At 68.9% G+C, this 20,129-nt stretch carries 19 protein-coding genes; 3 read left to right on the forward strand and 16 right to left on the reverse strand.

What is annotated here, in order from left to right; genetic code table 11:
* The 9 genes from FV226_RS22445 to FV226_RS22490 all read right to left on the reverse strand — a co-directional run.
* The coding region (locus FV226_RS22445) for an IS66 family transposase zinc-finger binding domain-containing protein (RefSeq protein WP_187278823.1) at positions 1-580 on the reverse strand (580 nt) is incomplete at its 3' end.
* Position 581: 1 nt separating this feature from the next.
* Complete coding sequence (locus FV226_RS22450; RefSeq protein ID WP_147764631.1) at positions 582-884, reverse strand: hypothetical protein; 303 nt, start codon at positions 882-884, stop codon at positions 582-584.
* Positions 885-945: 61 nt separating this feature from the next.
* On the reverse strand, positions 946-2,952 hold the full coding sequence (locus FV226_RS22455; RefSeq protein ID WP_246691697.1) for a YgiQ family radical SAM protein: 2,007 nt from the start codon (positions 2,950-2,952) through the stop codon (positions 946-948).
* 317 nt (positions 2,953-3,269) lie between these two features.
* Positions 3,270-4,892, reverse strand: a complete 1,623-nt coding sequence (locus tag FV226_RS22460; RefSeq protein WP_147764633.1) for a gamma-glutamyltransferase family protein — start codon at positions 4,890-4,892, stop codon at positions 3,270-3,272.
* A gap of 58 nt (positions 4,893-4,950) precedes the next feature.
* Positions 4,951-5,706: an SDR family NAD(P)-dependent oxidoreductase gene (locus FV226_RS22465; protein WP_147764634.1), complete on the reverse strand. Its 756-nt coding sequence runs from the start codon at positions 5,704-5,706 to the stop codon at positions 4,951-4,953.
* Positions 5,707-6,169: 463 nt separating this feature from the next.
* A complete protein-coding gene (locus FV226_RS22475) occupies positions 6,170-6,433 on the reverse strand; it encodes a hypothetical protein (protein WP_147764635.1) in 264 nt (87 codons plus the stop codon).
* Between the two features lie 43 nt (positions 6,434-6,476).
* Positions 6,477-7,394 carry an outer membrane beta-barrel protein gene (locus FV226_RS22480; protein WP_147753841.1) on the reverse strand — a complete coding sequence of 306 codons (918 nt, stop codon included), beginning with the start codon at positions 7,392-7,394 and terminating at the stop codon, positions 6,477-6,479.
* A 315-nt stretch (positions 7,395-7,709) separates the two neighbouring features.
* Positions 7,710-8,573: an outer membrane beta-barrel protein gene (locus FV226_RS22485; protein WP_147753840.1), complete on the reverse strand. Its 864-nt coding sequence runs from the start codon at positions 8,571-8,573 to the stop codon at positions 7,710-7,712.
* 178 nt (positions 8,574-8,751) lie between these two features.
* Positions 8,752-9,756: a porin family protein gene (locus tag FV226_RS22490; protein WP_147764636.1), complete on the reverse strand. Its 1,005-nt coding sequence runs from the start codon at positions 9,754-9,756 to the stop codon at positions 8,752-8,754.
* A gap of 217 nt (positions 9,757-9,973) precedes the next feature.
* Between FV226_RS22490 and FV226_RS22495 the strand changes: the two genes are divergently transcribed.
* Together FV226_RS22495 and FV226_RS22500 are read left to right on the forward strand one after the other, a co-directional pair.
* Positions 9,974-10,222 carry a hypothetical protein gene (locus FV226_RS22495; RefSeq protein WP_147764637.1) on the forward strand — a complete coding sequence of 83 codons (249 nt, stop codon included), beginning with the start codon at positions 9,974-9,976 and terminating at the stop codon, positions 10,220-10,222.
* 1 nt (position 10,223) lies between these two features.
* A complete protein-coding gene (locus tag FV226_RS22500) occupies positions 10,224-10,565 on the forward strand; it encodes an MmcQ/YjbR family DNA-binding protein (RefSeq protein WP_147764638.1) in 342 nt (113 codons plus the stop codon).
* Positions 10,566-10,824: 259 nt separating this feature from the next.
* On the opposite strand, the gene FV226_RS22505 is transcribed toward FV226_RS22500, so the two are convergent.
* From FV226_RS22505 to FV226_RS22535, 7 genes are all read right to left on the reverse strand, one after another.
* Entirely contained in the window at positions 10,825-11,661 is an 837-nt protein-coding gene (locus FV226_RS22505; protein WP_187273737.1) for a class I SAM-dependent methyltransferase, read from the reverse strand.
* A 641-nt stretch (positions 11,662-12,302) separates the two neighbouring features.
* Complete coding sequence (gene lptB / locus FV226_RS22510; RefSeq protein WP_147753835.1) at positions 12,303-13,166, reverse strand: LPS export ABC transporter ATP-binding protein; 864 nt, start codon at positions 13,164-13,166, stop codon at positions 12,303-12,305.
* Positions 13,163-13,939, reverse strand: coding sequence for an LptA/OstA family protein (locus FV226_RS22515; protein WP_147764640.1), 777 nt, complete (start codon positions 13,937-13,939; stop codon positions 13,163-13,165). The genes lptB and FV226_RS22515 overlap by 4 nt, the downstream gene beginning before the upstream one ends.
* Entirely contained in the window at positions 13,936-14,709 is a 774-nt protein-coding gene (locus FV226_RS22520) for a lipopolysaccharide-assembly, LptC-related protein (protein WP_147764641.1), read from the reverse strand. The genes FV226_RS22515 and FV226_RS22520 overlap by 4 nt, the downstream gene beginning before the upstream one ends.
* 434 nt (positions 14,710-15,143) lie before the next feature.
* Positions 15,144-15,767 (reverse strand): nucleotide exchange factor GrpE, encoded by a 624-nt coding sequence (grpE, locus tag FV226_RS22525; protein ID WP_238272807.1) that lies wholly within the window; start codon positions 15,765-15,767, stop codon positions 15,144-15,146.
* Between the two features lie 264 nt (positions 15,768-16,031).
* The gene (locus FV226_RS22530; RefSeq protein ID WP_246686239.1) at positions 16,032-16,748 is read right to left on the reverse strand and encodes a hypothetical protein; all 717 of its coding nucleotides are present in this window, start codon (positions 16,746-16,748) and stop codon (positions 16,032-16,034) included.
* A 3-nt stretch (positions 16,749-16,751) separates the two neighbouring features.
* A complete protein-coding gene (locus FV226_RS22535) occupies positions 16,752-19,109 on the reverse strand; it encodes an N-6 DNA methylase (protein ID WP_147764642.1) in 2,358 nt (785 codons plus the stop codon).
* A gap of 583 nt (positions 19,110-19,692) precedes the next feature.
* On the opposite strand from FV226_RS22535, the gene tnpB reads away from it, so the two are divergent.
* Positions 19,693-20,040 carry an IS66 family insertion sequence element accessory protein TnpB gene (tnpB, locus tag FV226_RS22545; RefSeq protein WP_147764644.1) on the forward strand — a complete coding sequence of 116 codons (348 nt, stop codon included), beginning with the start codon at positions 19,693-19,695 and terminating at the stop codon, positions 20,038-20,040.
* Positions 20,041-20,129: the final 89 nt, after the last annotated feature.

Below are 20,129 nucleotides of genomic sequence, written 5' to 3' on the forward strand. Positions count from 1 at the left end.
CGTCGCGGCCGGAGCGGAAGTGTTTCTGCGTGCGCTGGAGCAGGTTCATCAGCCCGCCCTGACTGAGGGTGAGCCCGAACAGATCCGACAGCGCCGCCTGCAGCCGCTCGTAGGACAGCGCCTGGAAGGTCTTGAGATAGGTGGCAACCGCATGCAGCCGCGGACCGAAAGGTGTTCCCCGCGCCGCCTCCGGCACGGCTGCGACCACCCGCGTCCCGCAGGTCGGGCAGTGCACCGCCAGCCGTCGATGCTGGGTGACGGCCGGCGCGACCTCCGGCAACTCGATCTGCTCGGAAAGGCTGACGACCTCGGCCGACAGCGCCGCGTGTAGGTCGCCGCCACAGCACGAACAGTGATGGGGACGATGGTCGACGACCGCACCGGGCTCGTCGCACATCACGCGGCTACGACCCTCATGACCGGGCTTCGCCCCGCCGGGCTTCGATTGCTCCCGCCGCTCCTTGCGGTCCGTCGCGGGCGGCTTCGAAGACGTACGCGAGGTCTTCGTCGGGCGCTGCATCCGCAGCACCAACTCGATCAGCTCCTCGCGGCTCAGCCGCTCAAGATCGCTTCGGCCCATCCTACGAGAGAATCAGCGAAACCCAACCCGCGCAAGGGGGTGGGTAATTACCCCGCTCCGGCCCGACGAGCGTCAGCAGCACCGCCGCGGCGTCGGGTCCCCCGGGGCCCGGGACGACGCCGTAGGGCACGGCCCCCTTCGCCCGGGCGGCGACCGTCCAGCCCTTCGGCAGGACGGCCGCGATCCTCCGCTCCGCCGCGTCGGCCGACAGGGCGACCCCCTGACCGGCGGGGCACCCGCCTGGCCGGTCGCAAGCCGCCTGCAGGAGGAGGCCGAGCCCCGCCAGGATGCGGGCCAGGCTCACGCAGCCCTCCGTGATCGGCCGGGTCGGCCGCCGGCCGGCTCGGGGGCGAGGCGCCAGGCCGTCACTTCCGCAACGGTATGCCCTTGGTGGTGAAACGCGGCGCGCCCGGGTGGCGCGCGGGTCGCGGCTGGCCTCCCGTCTTGCCCCCCGCCTTGCCCCCTGCCTTGCCCAGGCCCGTTCCCGGCGGCTGCGAGGACGGCACGAGCTGCTCCGGCCTCGGCCCGATCAGGTCGGCGCGGCCCATCGTTCGCAGCGCCTCCCGCAGCAGGGGCCAGTTCTCGGGGTCGTGGTAGCGCAGGAACGCCTTGTGCAGCCGGCGCTGCCGCATCCCCTTGATCGCGTCGACCGGCTGGCTGCCGCCGCGCCGCACGCCCTCCAGCGGGTTAATCTCGGTGTGGTACATGGTCGTGGCGGTCGCCATGGGCGAGGGCAGGAACGTCTGCACCTGGTCGGCGCGGTAGTCGTTCTTCTTCAGCCAGAGGGCGAGGTTCAGCATGTCCTCGTCGGTCGTGCCCGGATGGGCCGCGATGAAATACGGGATCAGGTAGTATTTCTTGCCGGCCTTCTTGGCGGCGGCGTCGAACATCTCCTTGAAGCGGTCGTAGGTGCCGATGCCCGGCTTCATCATCAGGTCGAGGGGTCCGCGCTCGGTGTGCTCGGGCGCGATCTTGAGGCGGCCGCCGACGTGGTGGGTCACCAGCTCCTCGACGTATTCGGGGCTTCGGACCGCGAGGTCGTAGCGCACGCCCGACGCCACCATCACCTTCTTGACGCCCTCGACCTCGCGGACCTTGCGATAGAGCCGGATCAGGTCGTCGTGCGAGGTGTTCAGGTTCGGGCAGATATCCGGGAAGACGCAGGACGGCAGCCGGCACGCCGCCTCGATCTTCGGATCTTTGCACGCCATCCGGTACATGTTGGCCGTCGGCCCGCCGACATCCGAGATCACGCCCGTGAAGCCCGGGGTCTTGTCGCGGATGAGCTCGATCTCGCGCAGGATCGAGCCCTCCGAGCGGTTCTGGATGACGCGCCCCTCGTGCTCGGTGATGGAGCAGAAGGTGCAGCCGCCGAAGCAGCCGCGCATGATCGTCACCGAGAACTTGATCATGTCCCAGGCGGGGATCTTCGCGTCGCCGTAGGACGGATGGGGCGCGCGGGCGTAGGGCAGGTCGTAGACCACATCCATCTCCTCGCTGGAGAGCGGGATCGGCGGCGGGTTCAGCCACAGGTCGCGGTCGCCGTGGCGCTGGACGAGGGGGCGGGCGTTGCCGGGGTTGGCCTCCCGGTGCAGCACCCGCGAGGCGCGGGCGTAGGCCTCCTTGTCGTCCTTGACCTCGTCGTAGGCGGGCAGCCGGATCACGGTCTCGCCGGGGCGGCGGCCGGCGGCCTCGTCGGCCGAATCGAGGTCGTCGGCGGGCAGCTCCGTGTAGTGCTCGGGCACGCGGCGGAACAGGGCGACGCCCCGGACGGAATCGAGGTCCTGCGGCGCCGCGCCGGCCGCGAGGCGGTTGGCCACCTCGACCACGGCGCGCTCGGCGTTGCCGTAGAGGAGCAGGTCGGCCTTGGCATCCGCCAGGATCGAGCGGCGGACCTTGTCGGACCAGTAATCGTAGTGGGCGATGCGGCGCAGCGAGGCCTCGATGCCGCCGAGGATGATCGGCACGTCCTTGTAGGCCTCGCGGCAGCGCTGCGTGTAGACGATGGTCGAGCGGTCGGGGCGCTTTCCACCTTCGCCGCCCGCCGTGTAGGCGTCGTCGTGGCGCAGGCGACGGTCCGCCGTATAGCGGTTCACCATCGAATCGAGGTTGCCGCCGGTGACGCCGAAGAACAGCGCCGGCCGGCCCAACGCCTTGAACGGCTCCGCCGACTGCCAGTCCGGCTGCGCGATGATGCCGACCCGGAACCCCTGCGCCTCGAGCAGCCGGCCGATGATGGCCATGCCGAAGCTCGGATGATCGACGTAGGCGTCGCCCGTCACCAGGACGATGTCGCAGGAATCCCACCCGAGCGCGTCCATCTCGGCGCGGCTCATGGGCAGGAACGGCGCCGCGTTCCTGGATGGCCGCATCTGGCAGGCGAGGGGCGCCGGGGATCGGCTCGCAGAAGCTTGGAGGTCCATGGGGTCCGTGCATAGACCGCCGGGGGCGCAAGCTCAACGAAGGGCGCGCGAGGCGCGACCGGATCGACGCGGCCGGGACCTGCTTTCAGACCGCGCCGGACGCGGGACTCGAAGACAGGCGGAAAGCGGGCATTCCCACGTCGGCCCGGCATCCGTTCCGACAGCCGCGTCCGCGCGTCGATGGACGCGCGAACGGCGAGGCCGGGACGAGACCCGTCAGTCGACCAGGCCCGCGCCTCGGGCCGACGCCCCATCCGCCCCGCGCCTCACCACACCACCGCCTGCCCGTCGCGGCGCGGGTCGCTGGCGGCGGCGTAGCCTTCGATGGCCGGGTCGCCCATGCGCCAGATGAACTGGCCGGCGCCGAAATCCTGGTAGCTGTCCTGGATCACGTCGACCCGGTGGCCGCGGGCGACGAGGCCGTCGAGGGTGTCCTGCGCCATGGCCGCTTCGGCGTTGATCTCGAAGCCCTGGTTGAAGCGCCAGCGCGGGGCGTCGCAGGCGGCTTGCGGGTTCTGGCCGTGGTCGATCATCCGCACCAGGGTCTGCAGGTGGCCCTGCGGCTGCATGTTGCCGCCCATCACCCCGAAACTCATCACCGGGGCGCCGTCCTTGGTGAGGAAGCCGGGGATGATGGTGTGGAACGGGCGCTTGCCCGGCGCGACGCAGTTCGGGCTCGCTGCGTCGAGGACGAAGCCGTAGCCGCGGTTCTGCAGCGACAGGCCCCAGTCCGGCAGCACGACGCCAGAGCCGAAGCCCATGAAGTTCGACTGGATGAAGCTCACCATCATGCCGGATTCGTCGGCGGCGGTGAGGTAGATCGTGCCGCCGCGCACCGGATTGCCGGCGCCGAAATCCTGGGCGCGGCGCGGATCGATAAGCTTGGCGCGCGAGGCCAGGTAGGCGTCGTCGAGCATCTCCTCGGGGCTCACCCGCATCGCGAAGCCGTCGGCGACGTACCGGTAGGTGTCGGCGAAGGCGAGCTTCATCGCCTCGATCTGCAGGTGCTGCGCCGCCGCGCCGTCCACCGCCATCCCGGCGAGGTCGAAGTTCTGGAGGATGCCGAGCGCGATCTGCGCGGCGATGCCCTGCCCGTTCGGCGGGATCTCGTGGAGCGTGTAGCCGCGGTAGTCCTTCTTCGTCGGCGTCACCCATTCCGGGCGGTAGGCGGCGAGGTCCGCCACCGTCATCGCGCCGCCGTTCTCGCTCGCGTGCCGCGCCATGGCCTCGGCGATCTCGCCCTCGTAGAAGGCCTTGCCCTTGGTCTCGGCGATGGCGCGGAGCGTCCGCGCGGCGGCCTTGAGCGTCACCAGTTCGCCGACGTCCGGCGCGCGGCGGCGGGGCAGGAAGAACTCGGCAAAACCCGGCTGGCGCACGAGGTCGGGGACCTGCGCCGCGGCGGCCCATTTCTGCTGCACCACGATCGGCGCAAGGTATCCGCGCTCGGCGATCTCGATCGCCGGCTCCATCAGGTCGGCGAAGGGCAGCTTGCCGAAGCGCTCGGACAGGGCGACCCAGGCGCCGACGGCGCCGGGCACCGTCACCGAATCCCAGCCGCGCATCGGCGGGCGGGCGGCCGGCCCGTATTTCCGCGCGAAGTAGTCCGGCGTCCAGGCGGCCGGCGCCCCGCCCGAGGCGTTGAGGCCGTGCAATTCCTTGCCGTCCCAGAGGATGCAGAAGGCGTCCGAGCCGAGGCCGTTGCTGCACGGCTCGGTGAGCGTCTTGGCCGCGGCGGTGGCGATCGCGGCGTCGACCGCGTTGCCGCCCTTCCACAGCATCCGCATCCCGGCCTGCGCCGCCAGCGCGTGCGAGGTCGCGACCACGTTGCGGCCGAACATCGGCATGCGGATCGAGGGGTAGGCGGAGGTCCAGTCGAAGGTTTGCGACATGTCGGGTCCCAGATACCGAGCGGACGTACCGGCGTCAGGCTGAGATTCGTGCGAAGCCTCAGCGCGCCTGCATGCGCAACGCGCCGTCGAGCCGAATGGTCTCGCCGTTGAGCATCGGGTTGCGGACGATCGCCAGCACGAGGTCGGCGTATTCCTCCGGCCGGCCGAGGCGGGCGGGGAAGGGCACCGCGGCCCCTAAGCTGTCCTGGACCTCCTGGGGCAGGCCGAGGAGCATCGGCGTGCCGAAGATGCCGGGCGCGATGGCGCAGACGCGGATGCCGAGCGGCGCGAGCTCGCGGGCCGCCGGCAGCGTCAGCCCGACGATGCCGGCCTTCGAGGCGGCGTAGGCGGCTTGTCCCACCTGGCCCTCGTAGGCGGCGATCGAGGCGGTGGAGACGATCACCCCGCGCTCGCCGCCCTCGAGCGGGTCGAGCCCGGCCGCGCCCGCCGCCACCAGCCGCATCAGGTTGAACGAGCCGACCAGGTTGACCTGGATCACCTTCGCGAAGGCTTCGAGCGAGGCCGGCCCGTCGCGCCCGACGATGCGGGCGGCCGGGGCGATGCCGGCGCAGTTCACGAGGATGCGGGCGGGGCCGTGCGCCTCGGCCGCCCGCGCGATCGCCGCCTCGGCGCTCGCCGCGTCCGCCACGTCGCAGGCGATCCCGATCCCGCCGACCGCCTCGGCCTGCGCGGCCGCCCCGTCGAGGTCGAGCAGCGCCACCCGCGCGCCGGCCTCGGCCAGCGCCCGGGCGGTCGCCGCCCCGAGCCCGGAGGCTCCGCCCGTGACGATCGCCGAGAGACCCTGGATCTTCATCGCCCGCTTCCCGCCGGAGGACCGCGTGCGCGACGCGACGCCCGATCTCTAGCGGATCGGACGGCGGGTGGAAGGGTGCGGTGCGAACGGACGGGGCTTGCGCGACGCGCACTGCCCTCTGAAGGGGCTACCGTCTTTCGCCATTTCGCTACGGCCGCTGATGACGCGCGGGTCCCCCTCTCCCCGCACGCGGGGAGAGGCCCGGCCGCACCCCGTCGTGCAGCCGGGAGGCGAAGCCGAAGCGGGGGTGAGGGGGCGATATCGGATGAGCCTCATCCGGGTCGGCCCTCTCACCCTCGGCTGCCGCCTTGCCGCGACGACGACGAGGTCGTCGCAGCCCTCTCCCCGCAAGCGGGGCGAGGGGATGCGCGCGAAGCGAATCGCCAGGAGCGGAGATGTTTGAATCTGGTCGGCAAAAGGGGCGGCGCGGCGTCGTCGAGACGGGTGAGACTCGAACGCCGCCTCAGCGCGGCGGCGGCTCGTTGTACATCGGGACGCTGTCGTTGCGCGGCAGGTAGGCGCGCACGACTGGGCCGTAGGCGCGCGGCCCGGCATGGACGCCGTAGCCGCGATCGAAGCCGGGCAGGGGCCGCGGCGGGAGGCGGCGCGGCGCGAAGCGCGGGGGCGCCTCGGCGTAGCCCGGCCCCTGGGCCGCGGCGGGCCCGGCGGCGAGCGTCGCCAGCAGGCCCGCGAGAGCGGCGAGGGGGAGCGAGGTCCGAACGGGCATCGGGGTCATCCGGCGCGAGGGAAGGCGGTCGGCGAAGCGCCGATCAGAACTTGACGGCCGCGCCGCCGCGGACGGTGTTCAGGTTGGCCTTGTGCCCGTCGAAGTCGTTGAACAGCACGTACTGGTATTCGGCGCGCAGCAGGATGCTCGGCGTGATCGCGTATTCGAGGCCCCCGCCCAGCGCGATGCCGCCCACCGTCTTGGTCTTCGACCGGCTGAGATAGTTCGTGTAGGGGACGCCCGTCGTGGGATCGGTCTGGCTGAACGTCCCGGTGCGGTAACCAAAGTTCTCGACGTAGGCCGGCTTGCCGGTCGTCAGGGCCTGGTTGGCGTTGAAGGTGGTGGCGTTGTAGCCGGAATCCTGAATGAAGACACCGTCCGCGATGCGGGCGCGGCCGATCGCGAAGCCACCCGTCACGTAAGGCAGGAGGTTGCCGAACGCGTAGCCGGCGCGGGCGCGGATCGTTCCGAAATCGTTGATCTTCGTGCTCGAGGCGCCCTGCAGGCCGACCGTTTCGAGATAGCCGAGGCTGTTCGTCTTGATCCGGGAGATGCTATCCGACGACCCGCCGCCGCGCCCGAAGCTGGTGTAGTCGACCTCGATGCCGACGACGACGTCATCGTATTGGAAGTTATAGCCCGCGTATCCGCCAAAGCTCACGTCGCCGACGCGCCGGGACCTGGACGTCAACAGGTTGGAGGCGCCGAAGTCCGATTCGGCCGTCGAGTCGTGCGTCCGCTGGAAGATCAGCGGCTGGTACGACTTCTGGAATCCGAGGGCGGCCGAGCTGTAGCCGCCGTGCCCGCCGAGATACACGCCGCTCCAGTCGATCGTCGTGACGGCGGCCGGCGGGTCGTAGTCGGGGCCGCGCAGAAAATCGTAGTCGAGGTCGGCGGCGCGCGCCGCGGTCGGGCCGGCGAGGCTCAGGGCGGCAAGAAGTGCGTGGGAAGTCTTACGCATCACGGTCGTCCTCGGGGCGGCAGCACCGCCGCACTACGAAACCTGTTCTGTCTTGATAGGGAGGTAACCTTAATGTCGGGTTTCCACCGCGGCCGATATGCTGTGCCGATGCGAGGCACCGCGCACACATGACGGCCGTCGCCCGCCGGCCCGTCGCGATAAGAGGGAATGCCCGAGCGTGAACCGGATGCCGGCGAGGCGTCGGACGGCCCGCCGTCCGCGCGGGTCGTCGGGGGCCGTCCTTCCGCGCAAGGCGAGTCGCGGACGGCCCGAGGCCGTCCTGCGGCCCGTCCTGATCGCCGTCGAGAACCCGGCTCAGTTGCCGTAGGCGGTGTTGCCGACGCCGACGAGGTTCGGCAGGCCGCCGAGGCTGCCGACGCCGCCGAGGTCGTAGCGCAGGCCGAGGCGGAACTCGTTGGCGGCGAGGTCCTTCAGGCGCGTGCCGCCGTTGTAGGCGTCCAGCCCGCTCTTGGCGTTGCCGAAGTCGACGTAGCGGTAGGCCGCGTCCACGCTGAAGCCGCCGCCGACAGCATAGGAGACGCCGCCGGTGAGCGCCCAGGCCAGCGAGGCGACGGCGCGGCTCGGGCGCGTCACGGCGGTGCGCGGGCCGGTGCCCGGGTTGCCGTCGCAGGAATCGGCCGTGCAGGTGGTCTGGGTGTAGCCGCGGGCGACGCCCATGTCGGAGAAGCCGATTCCGGCGCCGACATAGGGCGTCAGCCCCCACCAGGTGCCGAGGTCGGCGTAGACGTTGACGAGGCCGGTCAGCGCGGAGACCTGCGCCGCCTCGACGTTGTAGCCGGTGGCGAAGTTCGAGCGCGAGGAGTAGGCGCGGTAGCGCGCGGGCCCGCGCTGGTCGATGGTCGCGTCCACGCGCAGCCACGGGTTGATCCGGTAGCCGACGCCACCGCCGCCACCGGCCGCATCGCTGAGGCGCAGGCCGACGAGGGGCGGCATGCCGGGATCGTTCGCATCCGCCCGGGTGTCGTCGTGCGGGCGCCCGTAGACCGATTCCGTGAAGTCGGCCCGCAGGTACCAGCCGCCGCCGACCTCGACCGGCGGCGCGGCCGGCGGGGGCGGGGGCGCCAGGTCGGCGGCCTCGGCCGCTCTAATCCCGAGACCTTGTCCGAGCCCAAGGAGAAGCAGCGCCGTGGCGGCGAAGCGGCGTTCGAGCGCAGCCATGGGGACGTCCTTACGCAAGACCTGACATCGCATCCCGCAGGACACCTTGCGAAGACTGGTAAACCACAAATCTTGTGAACGGCTTAACCGTATTCGTTCGGGTCTTCGTCGGCGCCGAAACGCAAGAAGCCGGCGCGGATGCGATCCGCGCCGGCTTCGAAGATGGCGTGCCGAAGGCTCAGTACTTGCGGACGAGCGGGCCCGGGGCCGGCTGATAGTCGTTCATCAGCGGCGGCAGCGGCGCGGCGACGAGGCCGCCGAGCATGTAGCGCACGCCGATCTTCACGTCGTGGGCCTCGATGTCCTTGACCTTCACGCCGGCCCCGGCCTCGCCGCAGCAGGTGGAGAAGCTGGCGCCGGTCGAGGCATGGCCGAGGTTCAGGTAGCGGTAGGCGAGTTCCACCTTGAACGCGTCGGTGACGTTGTAGGCGAGGCCGGCGTGGAGGGCCCAGGCGAAGCTGCCGGTGGTCTTGTCCTTGTAGGACTTGGTGTTGGCCTGGTTGTTGTAGACCACGTTGCCGTTGGCGTCGTAGACAGGAGCGTAGTTGTAGGTCGGGGGTGCGCAGGGGCAGCCGCCGCCGTATTGCGGGTTGCCGTAATCGTAGGCGTAGGACGCGCTGGTGTACTGGCCGTTGCTGCCGTAGCCCGAGACGTGGTTGAAGGCGTAGCCGGCGCCGGCGCCGACGAACGGCGTGATGCCGTACCAGGTGCCGAGGTCGAAGTAGGCGTTGGCGAGCACGACGGCCGAATCGAAGTGGCCGCTCGACTTGTTGATGCCGTAGGAGCCGAGCCCGTTCTCGTCGGTGTAGCCCTTGTAGTACTCGCTGCCGCGCAGGCCGGTGGAGTAGCGATACTCGCCGGTCACGTCGGCGCGCAGGAACGGGGTGAACTGGTAGCCGACGCCCGCTCCGGCGAAGCCGCCGCCGCCGACCTCGTTGCCGTAGGAGCGGTTGGCATCCGGGTAGGGGTTGTAGTCGTAGGAGGTGCTGTACTTCGCCCGGTCGTAGACGCTGGCGCCGACGTCGCCGCGCAGGTACCAGCCGCCGCCGACTTCGATCGGCGGTGCGTAGGGCGGCGGGGGCGGGGGCGGCAGCAGGTCGGCGGCCGCTGCGAGGGAAGGCGCGCCGACGCTCGCCGCGAGCGTCAGGGTGCGCACCAAAGCGACGAGCTTGGAGCGGGCCATAAGAATTCCTTCACGCTTTGATGTGCCGGAAGCTTGCGGTGCCGGCTCTGCTGACAACACGGACCATGCCGGCAAGGTCTTAAAGCTGGCTTAACGTTAAAACTTAGCGTTATGGATTGTTTGAAGCTCGCAATCGTCGAACGCCGCTCTTGCACGGACACGGACACAATCGCCGTCCCGGACGTTGCCTGCACAGCCTTCACCCAGCGAGATCCTCATGACGCGCCTGTTCATCGCCGACGTCCGGACCCCATCCGGCCCGCGCCCCCTGGTCACGGTGCGGGCGGCCTCGGAAGCCGAGGCGCTGCTCTTCCTGGAGGCGCGCTACCCCGAGGACCGGATCGAGGCGGTGGCCGAGCCCGCCGAGTGGGCCAGCGACGCGGCCACCGGGTCGGAGCCCGGCGACATCCGCGAGCATGCGGGCAGCAGCTGGCCCAGCAGCCGGCAGGCGCCCGCCGGCACCTGACATGCTGCCCGACGACGTGCGCGCCCTCGCGCTGATGCTGCCGGAGGCGATTCCGGGCGCGCACAAGGGCAACCCGGATTTTCGCGTGGGCGGCCGGGTCTTCGCGACCCTGTGGACCGAGGAGGACCGCCTGGTGCTGCGGCTGTCGCCGGAGGACCAGGCACGCCTGCTGGAGGCCGACCCGGACCTGTTCTCGGCCATCGACGGCGCCTGGGGCCGCCGCGGCTGGACCAACCTCGACCTCGACGCCTGCGAGGAGGAGCTTTTGCGCGACGCCCTGCTCGCGGCCTGGCGCGCGACAGCCCCGGCCGGGCTGGTCTCGACCTACGACGCGATGGCGTGAGGGCGACCGTGCTGTGGGCCGGAGCTCGTGCTCGGCGCCGCATACCTGAGGCCCGGTACGACCGCCCGGATCGTGTCGGCGCTTTCCGCAAGGCGCCGTTCGTCGCCCGAGCGGCGACTGGGCTCGCGGCGGCGGACCGATCTGAGCACCCGGGCTCGCGAACGTCGGCCAAGGCCTCGGCAGGCCGCCGTCGCGGCGATTTCTGAGGTCGGCCGGGATCGTCGCCCCATGGGCCGGCGGCGCATGCCTGGGATCCCGCTCAGCCGTCGGCGCGGCGCGTGACCAGCGCCATCACCCACGGGTTGAACCCCGTGCCCAAGAGCGAGCGGGGCATGCGGGCGACGTAGGCGCGTGCCGTCGGGCGCGCGAAGGCCGGAACCCGCGAGAAGTCGAGAAACCCGCCGATGCTGCGAGCCTCCATCCCGTAAGGCAGGCCCTCGAGGTAGCGATGCACGTCCGGGTAGGCCCAGAGAAAGTTGTCCCCCCAGGTCCGGTGGACCGTCGCGCCGAGCCGGCGCGCGAGCCAGCGCTCCCAGGCGGTCGCCCGGCTGTCGGGACCGTGGGCCACGTCGATCGGAAAGGCGCGGTTGGGGCCGCCGATCAGCATCCGCCCACCCGGCGAGAGGACGCGGAAGATCTCCCGCAGCCACTGTCGGCGGACCGCGTGCCAGTCGGGACGGCGGTCGGCGTGTCCGTCGGTCGTGCCGACGTGCTCGATGGCGCCGAAGGTGAATGCGAAGTCGATGCTGCCGTCGAGGAACGGGAGCTCGAACGCGTCCGGATCGACCAGGTAGAACCGGTCGGCGCTCCGGCCGGCCGAAGACCAGCGGCGCGTCAGCCCCGGCAGGTCGATGCCGTAGCTCTCGTAGCCCTCCGTTTCGAGAGCCACCGCCATGCCGCCCATGCCGCAGCCGACGTCCAGGACGGTCCGAACCGGAGCCTCCCGCACGATCGGCAGGACGAAGGCCCGGGCCTTGGCCGCCTGGAAGTCGTTCTGCGCGTCGACGTAGGCTTCGTCGCAGGTCTCGTCCCGCGTCCAGGTGCGCGGTAGGAGGCCGTGATAGCCGTCGAGGGTCGTGATGGATGATCTCAGCATCGCGTTGGGCTCCCTCCGACCGTGTCGTAGGGTCGGAATCAGCGGGAAGAACCAGGGCCGTTCCACATCTGCCTCGCTCGACCCACGATCGGGCAAGGCAGGAGCGAAGGCTCCCATCGTTGCTATTCATGATTGCGTGAAATCACCGCATGCAACCGCGTAGAGAACGTAGGCGCGGATCGCGCGACGCGGTCGACAGCGTCGAGGATCGCTCCCCGCCCTCCCCGAAAGTTCGGACCACCGAGGCACCGACGTGAGGCGCCCCCGATGTCTCTCGAAAGCGGCATCCGGTTTCGAGACGGGAATCGAGAACGGTTATCGCGCACCGAAAAATCCTGATGCGGCGCCGAGATCCGTCGAACGTCCGCCCGGTCAGGATCTGATACCAGACCTCAATGAGCCCGACTCATCGAGGTCTGGCCCCCGCGACTGCGGGGCGGCGGCAATCCGCCGGACCTCATGGGTTCCTACCCATGAGACTTGGTAGGAGACCCTTCCCCGCGCCTGCCCCCGTCCGGGAAGCTGCGTGAGCCGGCGCGACGGCGGTATGCGCTGCTGCCGGCTCCGCCCGGAAACGGACCGTCGCAGATCCACGCCGGGCCGTCCTCCGCTCGCGACACCGATCCCGGCCGGGCCCGCCCCTAAAGCCGGAAATCCTCGCCGAGATACAGCCGCCGCGCGTCGGCGTTGGCGACGATCTCCTCCGGGGTGCCCTCGGTGAGGATGCGGCCGGAATGGGCGATGTAGGCGCGGTCGATCAGGCCCAGCGTCTCGCGGACGTTGTGGTCGGTGATCAGCACGCCGATGCCGCGCTGCTTGAGGTGCTTGACCAGGTCCTGGATGTCGCCGACCGCGATCGGGTCGATGCCGGCGAAGGGCTCGTCGAGGAGCATGAAGGTCGGCGACGAGGCCAGCGCCCGGGCGATCTCGCAGCGGCGGCGCTCGCCGCCGGACAGCGCGATCGACGGGGATTTGCGCAGCCGCGCGATGTCGAACTCTTCCAGCAGCGAATCGAGCTTTTTCGCCCGCGCCTTGCGGTCGGGTTCCGCGACCTCGAGCACCGCGCGGATGTTGTCCTCGACCGTCAGGCCGCGGAAGATCGAGGCTTCCTGGGGCAGGTAGCCGATGCCGAGGCGCGCGCGCTGGTACATCGGCAGGTGGGTGATCGGCAGGCCGTCGAGGGTGATGTGGCCGCGGTCGGCCGCCACCAGCCCGGTGATCATGTAGAAGATCGTGGTCTTGCCGGCGCCGTTCGGCCCCAGCAACCCGACCGCCTCGCCGGTCCGCACCGTGAGCCCGGCCTCGTGCACCACCGTGCGCGCGCCGTAGCTCTTGCGCAGGCCGCGGACGTGGAGGATGCCGGGGCCGCCCTCGACCTCGGCCGGGACGGCATCGGGCCTGGCGCGGCCGAGCACCCGCCCGAGCCAGGACGGGCGCGGGCTCGCGGTCTCGGATCGGTGCGGGGAGAGGGCCTGTCCGCCGGAGACGCCGAGCGAACCGCTCAATTGGCCTGGGCCCGGGTCTTGGCCTCGCCTTTGGCTGCGTCCGCCTTGACGGCCTCCGCCGGCTTCGGCGCAGTTTTGGCGATGCCGGCCGGCTGGGGGCAGCCCTTGGCGGACTTGTTCGCGTCGGACTTCTCGCCCGGTACGAACAGGGCCGAGACGCGGCCGCCGGGCACCGGGTCCATGTTCGCGCGGCCGGTGTTCATGTCGTAGACGAGGCGCTGGCCGCGGGTGACGTTCTGGCACTGGCTCAGCACGACGTTGCCGGTGAGCACGATGCGCTTGGCGGCCTGGTCGAACACCGCGCTGTCGCCGGTGGCGACCTGGTCCTTCTGCACCACCGTGACCGGGCCGGCGCAATCCACCTTCTGGATGCCGTTCTCGCCCATGCTGGCGGCGTCTTTCGGCTTCTCCTCGGCCTCGGCGCCCGGGTTCGCCTTGTCCTTGTCCTTCGTGTCCTTGTCCTTGCCGCGCTTGTAGTGGACCGTCATCGTCGAGCAGCGGATGGTGCTGTCGCCCTGCACGGCCACGACGTTGCCGGCGAAGATCGCCTTGCTCTCGCGGTCGAACACGTCGAGGCGGTCGGCGTCGATCTTGATCGGCTCCTTGCCGCCGCCCATCGCGCCGAACGGCGAGGCCGCGTCCTTCTTGGCCGCGGCCGGGGCGGCCGGCTTCTCGGCCCGGGCGGGCGCGGCCGCCAGCGTGGCGGACGCGAGCGCGGCGGCGAGAAGCGCGAAGAACCTGAAATGCCGCGCAGACGCGAGCGGGCGGGTCATGGGCGGCCGTCCGTCGGCTCGGCCGAGGAGGTGAGGACGCGCAGCGGCACCTTCGGCTCGGCCTTGCCGTCAACCTTGCCGTCCGCCTTGGAATCCTTGGCCTTGTCCTGGTGGAACACGGTGTGGACGTTGCCGATGAAGGAGATCACCCGGCCGTTCTCGACCACGTCGAGCCCGTCGGCGACCACCTGGCCGCTCGGCACCGACACGGTGACGGTCTCGGAGGACTTCACGCTGCCGGCCTTGAAGTCGACGGCGGCCGATTGCAGCCGCGCCTCCTCGCCCTTGTCGGTCCAGATCCGGATGTCCTGCTTGAGGTCGAGGGCTTCGCGCGTCGTGTCGAACAGGCCCGTGGCCGCCTCGATCCAGGCGAGCCCGCCCTTCTCGTCGGTGGCGACGTGGCCGCGCATCGCCTCGAGCTCGATCAGGCTGGGCTTGCGCATGTCCTGGAGCGCCGCCGTGGCGGTCACCTCGTAGCCGCGGTCGCCCTTGCGGAAGCCCGACAGCTTCGGGTTCTCCATCCGCACCTTGGTGCCCGACAGCGTCACCGGCCCGACGCTGACGCCGGGAAGCACCGCCGCGAACGGGTTGAACAGCCAGGCCCCGAGCGCGATCACCGCGCCGCCGGCGACGAGCGGGAGCACCCGGCGGAGCGTGCGCACCTGGGCGCTGTGGCGGTGGGCGCGGGCATGCGCGCGGCTGCGGCGCAGGTCGGCCTGACCGCCCCCTTGCCCGAACCCATCCCTCTCGACCGCGTCGACGACCTGCATGACGATTCCGATGCGCGACGCTGGAGCGCGACGCGCCCGCGAGCCCGGCCCCGACGCATCACGCGCCACGCCGACTCGTTCCGGGATGCGCCCGGCCGATGGCGAAGTTATGGCCCAAGCGTTTCCGAATGTTCAACCATCGCTGGCATCGGGATGCCCTGAGGGGGCGAATTCGGCCGATGCGTCGTGCGTTCGCGCACAAGGATGGTGCGGCCGTCCCCTCATCGCATGCGGCGCGTCCTCGCCGCCCGGGAAGGAACATCGCTCCCGAACGATCCAGCGCCGCCCGATCACCGGCTCCCCCTCCCCCGCACCCAAGTCGGGCTTGCCCGACTTGGACGCACAGGGTGCGGATCGCGGGCAAGCCCGAGATCCGTCGGGGGGAGGGAAGCGGCGGCTTCGTTTGCTTGATACAGAGAGAATAGAGCGGTGGATCAGGCCTGCGCGGCGTCGGCCGGCGCGCCGGCCTTCGGGCCGCCCTTGGCGACGCCGACGAGGGCCGGGCGCAGGGTGCGGTCGCCGATGACGTAGCCGGACTGCACCACCTGCACGACGGTGCCGGCCGGCACCTCCGGGTCGGGCACCTCGAACATCGCCTGGTGGCGGTTCGGGTCGAAGCGCTGGCCCTTGGGCTCGACCACCTTGACGCCGTGGCGCTCCAGGGTCTTGGCGAGGTCCCGCTCGGTCAGCTCGATGCCGTCGATCAGGCCCTTCAGCGCGCCCTCGGCCGAGGCCCGCGCCTCGGCCGGGACGCTGTCCAGCGCCCGGCGGATGTTGTCGGCGACGTTGAGCACGTCGCGGGCGAAGTTCGTCACCGCGTAGGTGCGGCCGTCGGCGACCTCGCGCTCGGTCCGGCGGCGCAGGTTCTCCATCTCGGCCAGCGTCCGGAGCGTCCGGTCCTTGAGCTCGTCGCGCTCTGCGGTCAGCGCCGCGAGCTTGTCGTCGGCCGGGGCGGCCTGCGCCTCGGGGGCGTCGTGCGGGGCCTCGTGCGCCACGCCGGCCCCGGCCTCGACCGTGTTCTGGCGCGGGTCGTCGTGCTGCATGTCGTTGCTCGTCATCGCGAAAAGGGCTCGCCGGCTGATTTCGGGGTCCGCGCTGATATCAGGCGCGCGGCCTGCGAAATCAACCCGTCCGCATCGGCCGGTTCGTCGTGGCTCGGCGTGGGGCCGCACAGTCCGCGTGGGAGGGGCCAACCGTCTGATTTCGGATGTTACTCGCAATCTTGCGATAAGAGGCATGCTGATTGAATGTCTAGGTCAGGCGATGCACATACAGAGTTAATGCCAAGTGCGTCGATGTCGATCATCGCGCCTGGAACGCCCTCACATCTCGATCCAGAGATGGCGCATTGCGATCGTGTTGAGACCGTTAGCGCGGGTATGTTGGGACTTAAGGATGGCTCGCCGCCTGGTTGTGTCGTGGTCTTCGATTTCGAGTCGGTCGTCGGCACTCCAGAGCGGTGCGGCGGTCGCCGCCAAGTCATCGATCCAAGTGCCGAGTTCGCGCTGCCAATGTGGGATATTCCCAGTCTGGACATAGCCAATCATAGCGGCAAACGCATGGTTGGCGGCATGGGCGCCGCTCTTGAACCGCTGGATCCCGCCCGTGGAGCTAATGTTGCTGTACAGATATTCGCGCGGATCGCGCTTCCTGGCGACCGGGGTGGGGAGCCGCTTGCATTCGATCGGGAGTAGAATGTCATATCGCGAATAGTGGCGATCGCCGATCCAAATCGAACAGTCGCTTGGCTTGGCTGCAATGTCGAGATTGCGACCGCCTTTGATGTCATCACGCGTCTCGCGTTGAAATTTGAAGGCGTCGAAACCCGGGGCGGCGCGGGCGGCATCGTTCAGGAAATCGCACAGCTGATCGGAGAGCGCATCCTCGGCTGTTTCCGGCGGCCGCATCTCGTCATCCCGCCAAAAGGGCAGCGCCTCGGCGATAAAGGCGACGAGCGTGCGAAGCTGGGTCGCGGGCTGATGCAACCCGATCCGCAGCCCCTCGGTAATCGGTCTGCTTTCCCTGCCGTCTGCCAGCACGAACTAGTAACCCTGAGCCCGAAGGTCGGCGAGCACCTCGTCGGCGTCGCGCAGCCCGATTGATCGCATCCAGAAGCGCAGCCGGTCCGGCTTGATCAGGAACAGCAAATTGTCATCGTAAATCCGGGCAATCCGCGTGACCGATACACTCTCACTGCGCTGTTCCCGGATTAGCGCATCAACCCGCCCGCGCAGCGTCTCGCTATCCGACCAGTCGATTTCCACCGCGCCGAAGGAATAGGGCTGGCAGATGATCCCAGGCCAGGATTGACTGGGGTGCGCCACGAGTGGGTTGTCGCGGTATAGGTGGTTAATCGCGGCGAGAAAAGTTTCGTTGAAAGCCGGGAGTACAGCCTGACCAGAACTCTTCAGCGCGACCGATTGGTCACCCCTGCGGATCAGGTCGCGCTGATAAGCGACGATGTCGTGCACAAGGATAGCCTCGCTTGCGCTCAGCCCGAGATCGCCTGACTCAGGGAACGGAAGGTCGAAAATGTCGCCTGTGCTTGTCGCTGTGGCCTTCTTGTTAAACAACCGAAAGCTTGTCGCGGCAGCATAGGCCGACAGGCAATTCCGGTTCATTGAAATGAAGTCCGACACCGCAAGTAGGTCCGGGGTGTCCGAGTCGTCGCCCGAAAAGCCGACAATCTCGTCGGCAAAAGTCATATAGCCTTTGTCCCAGAAACCTTGATCAAGATTTTCCTGCTTGCGCACGAGCAGAAGCGGGGCTTGAAAAGCCCGCTCCGACCGCACGTCCGAAATTGGCACACGCGGCGCGGTCTTCACCTTGGCACTATTGATTCCATGCGGACCGATTGCGTCGGGGGGCATCATCGGCTTGCCCCAAATATGGTCATGCGAATTCTTGTGAATGCGATTGCCGCGCATGAAGCCTTGGCCGCGTTCCCAGCCTTTTACCTGGGCAAAGGTACCAAGCGTTCGCATCTCCGCCAGCCGCCGCACCAGATCCACCACACGCTGTGTGCCGAGCAATCCCGCGCGCCACGTGCGATAGTCCGCCAGATCCTCACCGCGCGCTATCCAATGCATGTCATAGTAGTCGATGTCGAAACTCTGCTCGGCATCCGCCTTGCCGCTGCGCCGAAAAATCGCGTGAAGAATTTTGCGCGTGCCCTCGGGCTCACCCGCCAGCGCGACGACGACGACGATCTGCGTGTCGCCACCCCCCTTTGAGAACAGGCCGCGGACTGAAACGAAGTCCAAGATCTCGCGAACGTCCCATTTTCCAAAGATATGTCTGCGTAGCCCTTTTGAGTTGAGATTGTAGAGGAGGCCTGCTGGCTGAATCATGCTAATCACCCCGCCGTCTGTGAGCATATCCTGCGCAGAGACGAGAAAGAGATAGGCGAGCTGGTCGTTGGGGAGCTTCTCGGCCAAGTTCTGCCTGAAGGCCTTGGCAGCGCGAACGGCGCCTGGCGTCGACAGCGACGACTTGAATGGCGGATTGCCGATGATCACGCCGACTCGCTTGGCTATTAGGCCCTGCTCGCGTGCCGCGAAGAAGCAGCTTGGATGCAGCGTCGCGCCTTCGAGTTCAGGGAAAAGCCGGACGCTTTTACGGATATGCTCGGGCTCGAGCGCTTCGCACAAAGCGAGGCACAGGCTGAACGCCGCGAGCTTGATAGCTCCGGGCTCCAGGTCAATGCCATGGACACGCGTCAGCAACGCCTTCAGATCTTTGACCTTCGGTCGCGCCCAAGCGTTTCGCATCCGCCAGTGCAGGACGAGCCGCTTATAGGCTTCAACGAGATAGACGGCCGACCCGCATGCTGGGTCGAGGATCACCTCGTCCCGCTCAATCAAGCGGTCGATGCGCTCCCAGCTCAGCGCCTCGTCAAGCATCAATCGGACGAGCGCCGGAGGCGTGTAGATCGAGCTATCCTTGTCTTCCACGAACAGTTGGTAGATGTTGCTGATCAACTCAACTGGAAGGTCCCGGAAAGAATAGAGGCGCCAGAAGCTTCCTTGACCATGCGTGTCATGCAGGCCTTCGATGAGATCGGCAAAGGCGGCGAGCTGCGTGCTCTCGACGAGCTCGGTCCGCAGATCGTCATCCAGTTCGAAAACATGCCCGTTGAAGCGCTTCTCAAGCGCCGCAAGCAGGCGGACCACCGGCTTGCCGGCACGCATCACATCGGCAAAAGTCCGTGCGCCAGAATGAAACTGCGCAAAATACTCCGCCTCAAGGGCATTGCGTTCGTCGAGATAGGCGATCAGTAGCGAAAGAATTAGCAATCGGCGCTGCAAACCCTCGCTGAGTAGGGAGCCCGCCTTGATCTTCGTGTAAAGGCCGAAGATATTATCAACGAGATGGCGATGTGCCGAGTCTGTGTCCGACACGAGCTTCGCGCAGACGGCAGGGTCGTCCCATAGGGTTCCGTTGCGCAGCCGTTCGAAGTTCCACCAAGCAGTTGCACGTGCCTCTGCCGTAGCGATATTGGCGACGAGGCTAACGTAAGCGCTCGGTGACGGCTGCCTTGTGCGGATAGGGTCTGGGTCTGGATACAGGGGATGGCGCGGGATGGCGCTGTATCGGCCCTGTGTCTGGACCTATGACGAACGCTCCTCACATCGTGGTTGCGGGAACGCGACGGACCTGGTCGTCGGAGCACAAGGGGGCGATCCTTGCCGAGGCGGAGGATCCGGCGACGACGGCCTCCGCAGTGGCGCGCCGGCACGGGCTTCATTCGAGTCTGCTGTTCCGCTGGCGCCGCGCTCTCCGGACAGAAGCATCGCCGCCACCGGTGGCGTCCCGCCCGAGCTTCGTTCCACTTGCGCTGCCGGCTCCGCAACCTCCCGTCCGGGACGAGCCGCCCCGCCCCGGCGCCATCGAGATCGAGCTGGCCGGCGGTCATCGGCTGCGGGCCGAGGCGGGCGCGGACGTGGTGCTCCTGCAGGGTGTGATCGCGGCGTTGCTGGGACGATGATCCCGGTTCCCTCCGGCTCGCGGGTCTGGCTGGCGACCGGCCACACCGACATGCGCAAGGGCTTCGACGGGTTGGCCAGTCTCGTGCAGGATCACTTGGCGCGTGATCCGTTCTCGGGACAGGCCTTCGTCTTCCGCGGTCGGCAGGGGCACCTGATCAAGGTGCTGTGGTGGGACGGCCAGGGCCTGTGCCTGTTCGCCAAGCGCCTGGAGAGGGGTCGCTTCGTCTGGCCGGCGACGGCGGGCGCGGCTGCCGCGCTGACGCCGGCGCAGCTCGCCATGCTGCTGGAAGGCATCGACTGGCGTACCCCGGTGCGTACGGACCGCCCCCGCATCGCGGGCTGACGCGCGGGTGCCGGCAACGGGCTTGCGTGCTGTGCCAGACGGCGTAAGCTGTTGATGTGGCTCTCGATCCTGGCTCACTCCCCGACGAC

Source organism: Methylobacterium sp. WL12, assembly GCF_008039475.1.
GTDB lineage: Bacteria > Pseudomonadota > Alphaproteobacteria > Rhizobiales > Beijerinckiaceae > Methylobacterium > Methylobacterium cerastii.

What these genes read in the sequence shown, in the direction of transcription:
- FV226_RS22455 (WP_246691697.1), bottom strand. Translation starts at nt 2,952, where the DNA reads ATGCGGCCATCCAGGAACGCGGCGCCGTTCCTGCCCATGAGCCGCGCC.
- FV226_RS22460 (WP_147764633.1), bottom strand. Translation starts at nt 4,892, where the DNA reads ATGTCGCAAACCTTCGACTGGACCTCCGCCTACCCCTCGATCCGCATG.
- FV226_RS22465 (WP_147764634.1), bottom strand. Translation starts at nt 5,706, where the DNA reads ATGAAGATCCAGGGTCTCTCGGCGATCGTCACGGGCGGAGCCTCCGGG.
- FV226_RS22475 (WP_147764635.1), bottom strand. Translation starts at nt 6,433, where the DNA reads ATGCCCGTTCGGACCTCGCTCCCCCTCGCCGCTCTCGCGGGCCTGCTG.
- FV226_RS22480 (WP_147753841.1), bottom strand. Translation starts at nt 7,394, where the DNA reads ATGCGTAAGACTTCCCACGCACTTCTTGCCGCCCTGAGCCTCGCCGGC.
- FV226_RS22485 (WP_147753840.1), bottom strand. Translation starts at nt 8,573, where the DNA reads ATGGCTGCGCTCGAACGCCGCTTCGCCGCCACGGCGCTGCTTCTCCTT.
- FV226_RS22490 (WP_147764636.1), bottom strand. Translation starts at nt 9,756, where the DNA reads ATGGCCCGCTCCAAGCTCGTCGCTTTGGTGCGCACCCTGACGCTCGCG.
- FV226_RS22495 (WP_147764637.1), top strand. Translation starts at nt 9,974, where the DNA reads ATGACGCGCCTGTTCATCGCCGACGTCCGGACCCCATCCGGCCCGCGC.
- FV226_RS22500 (WP_147764638.1), top strand. Translation starts at nt 10,224, where the DNA reads ATGCTGCCCGACGACGTGCGCGCCCTCGCGCTGATGCTGCCGGAGGCG.
- FV226_RS22505 (WP_187273737.1), bottom strand. Translation starts at nt 11,661, where the DNA reads ATGCTGAGATCATCCATCACGACCCTCGACGGCTATCACGGCCTCCTA.
- FV226_RS22515 (WP_147764640.1), bottom strand. Translation starts at nt 13,939, where the DNA reads ATGACCCGCCCGCTCGCGTCTGCGCGGCATTTCAGGTTCTTCGCGCTT.
- FV226_RS22520 (WP_147764641.1), bottom strand. Translation starts at nt 14,709, where the DNA reads ATGCAGGTCGTCGACGCGGTCGAGAGGGATGGGTTCGGGCAAGGGGGC.
- grpE (WP_238272807.1), bottom strand. Translation starts at nt 15,767, where the DNA reads ATGACGAGCAACGACATGCAGCACGACGACCCGCGCCAGAACACGGTC.
- tnpB (WP_147764644.1), top strand. Translation starts at nt 19,693, where the DNA reads ATGATCCCGGTTCCCTCCGGCTCGCGGGTCTGGCTGGCGACCGGCCAC.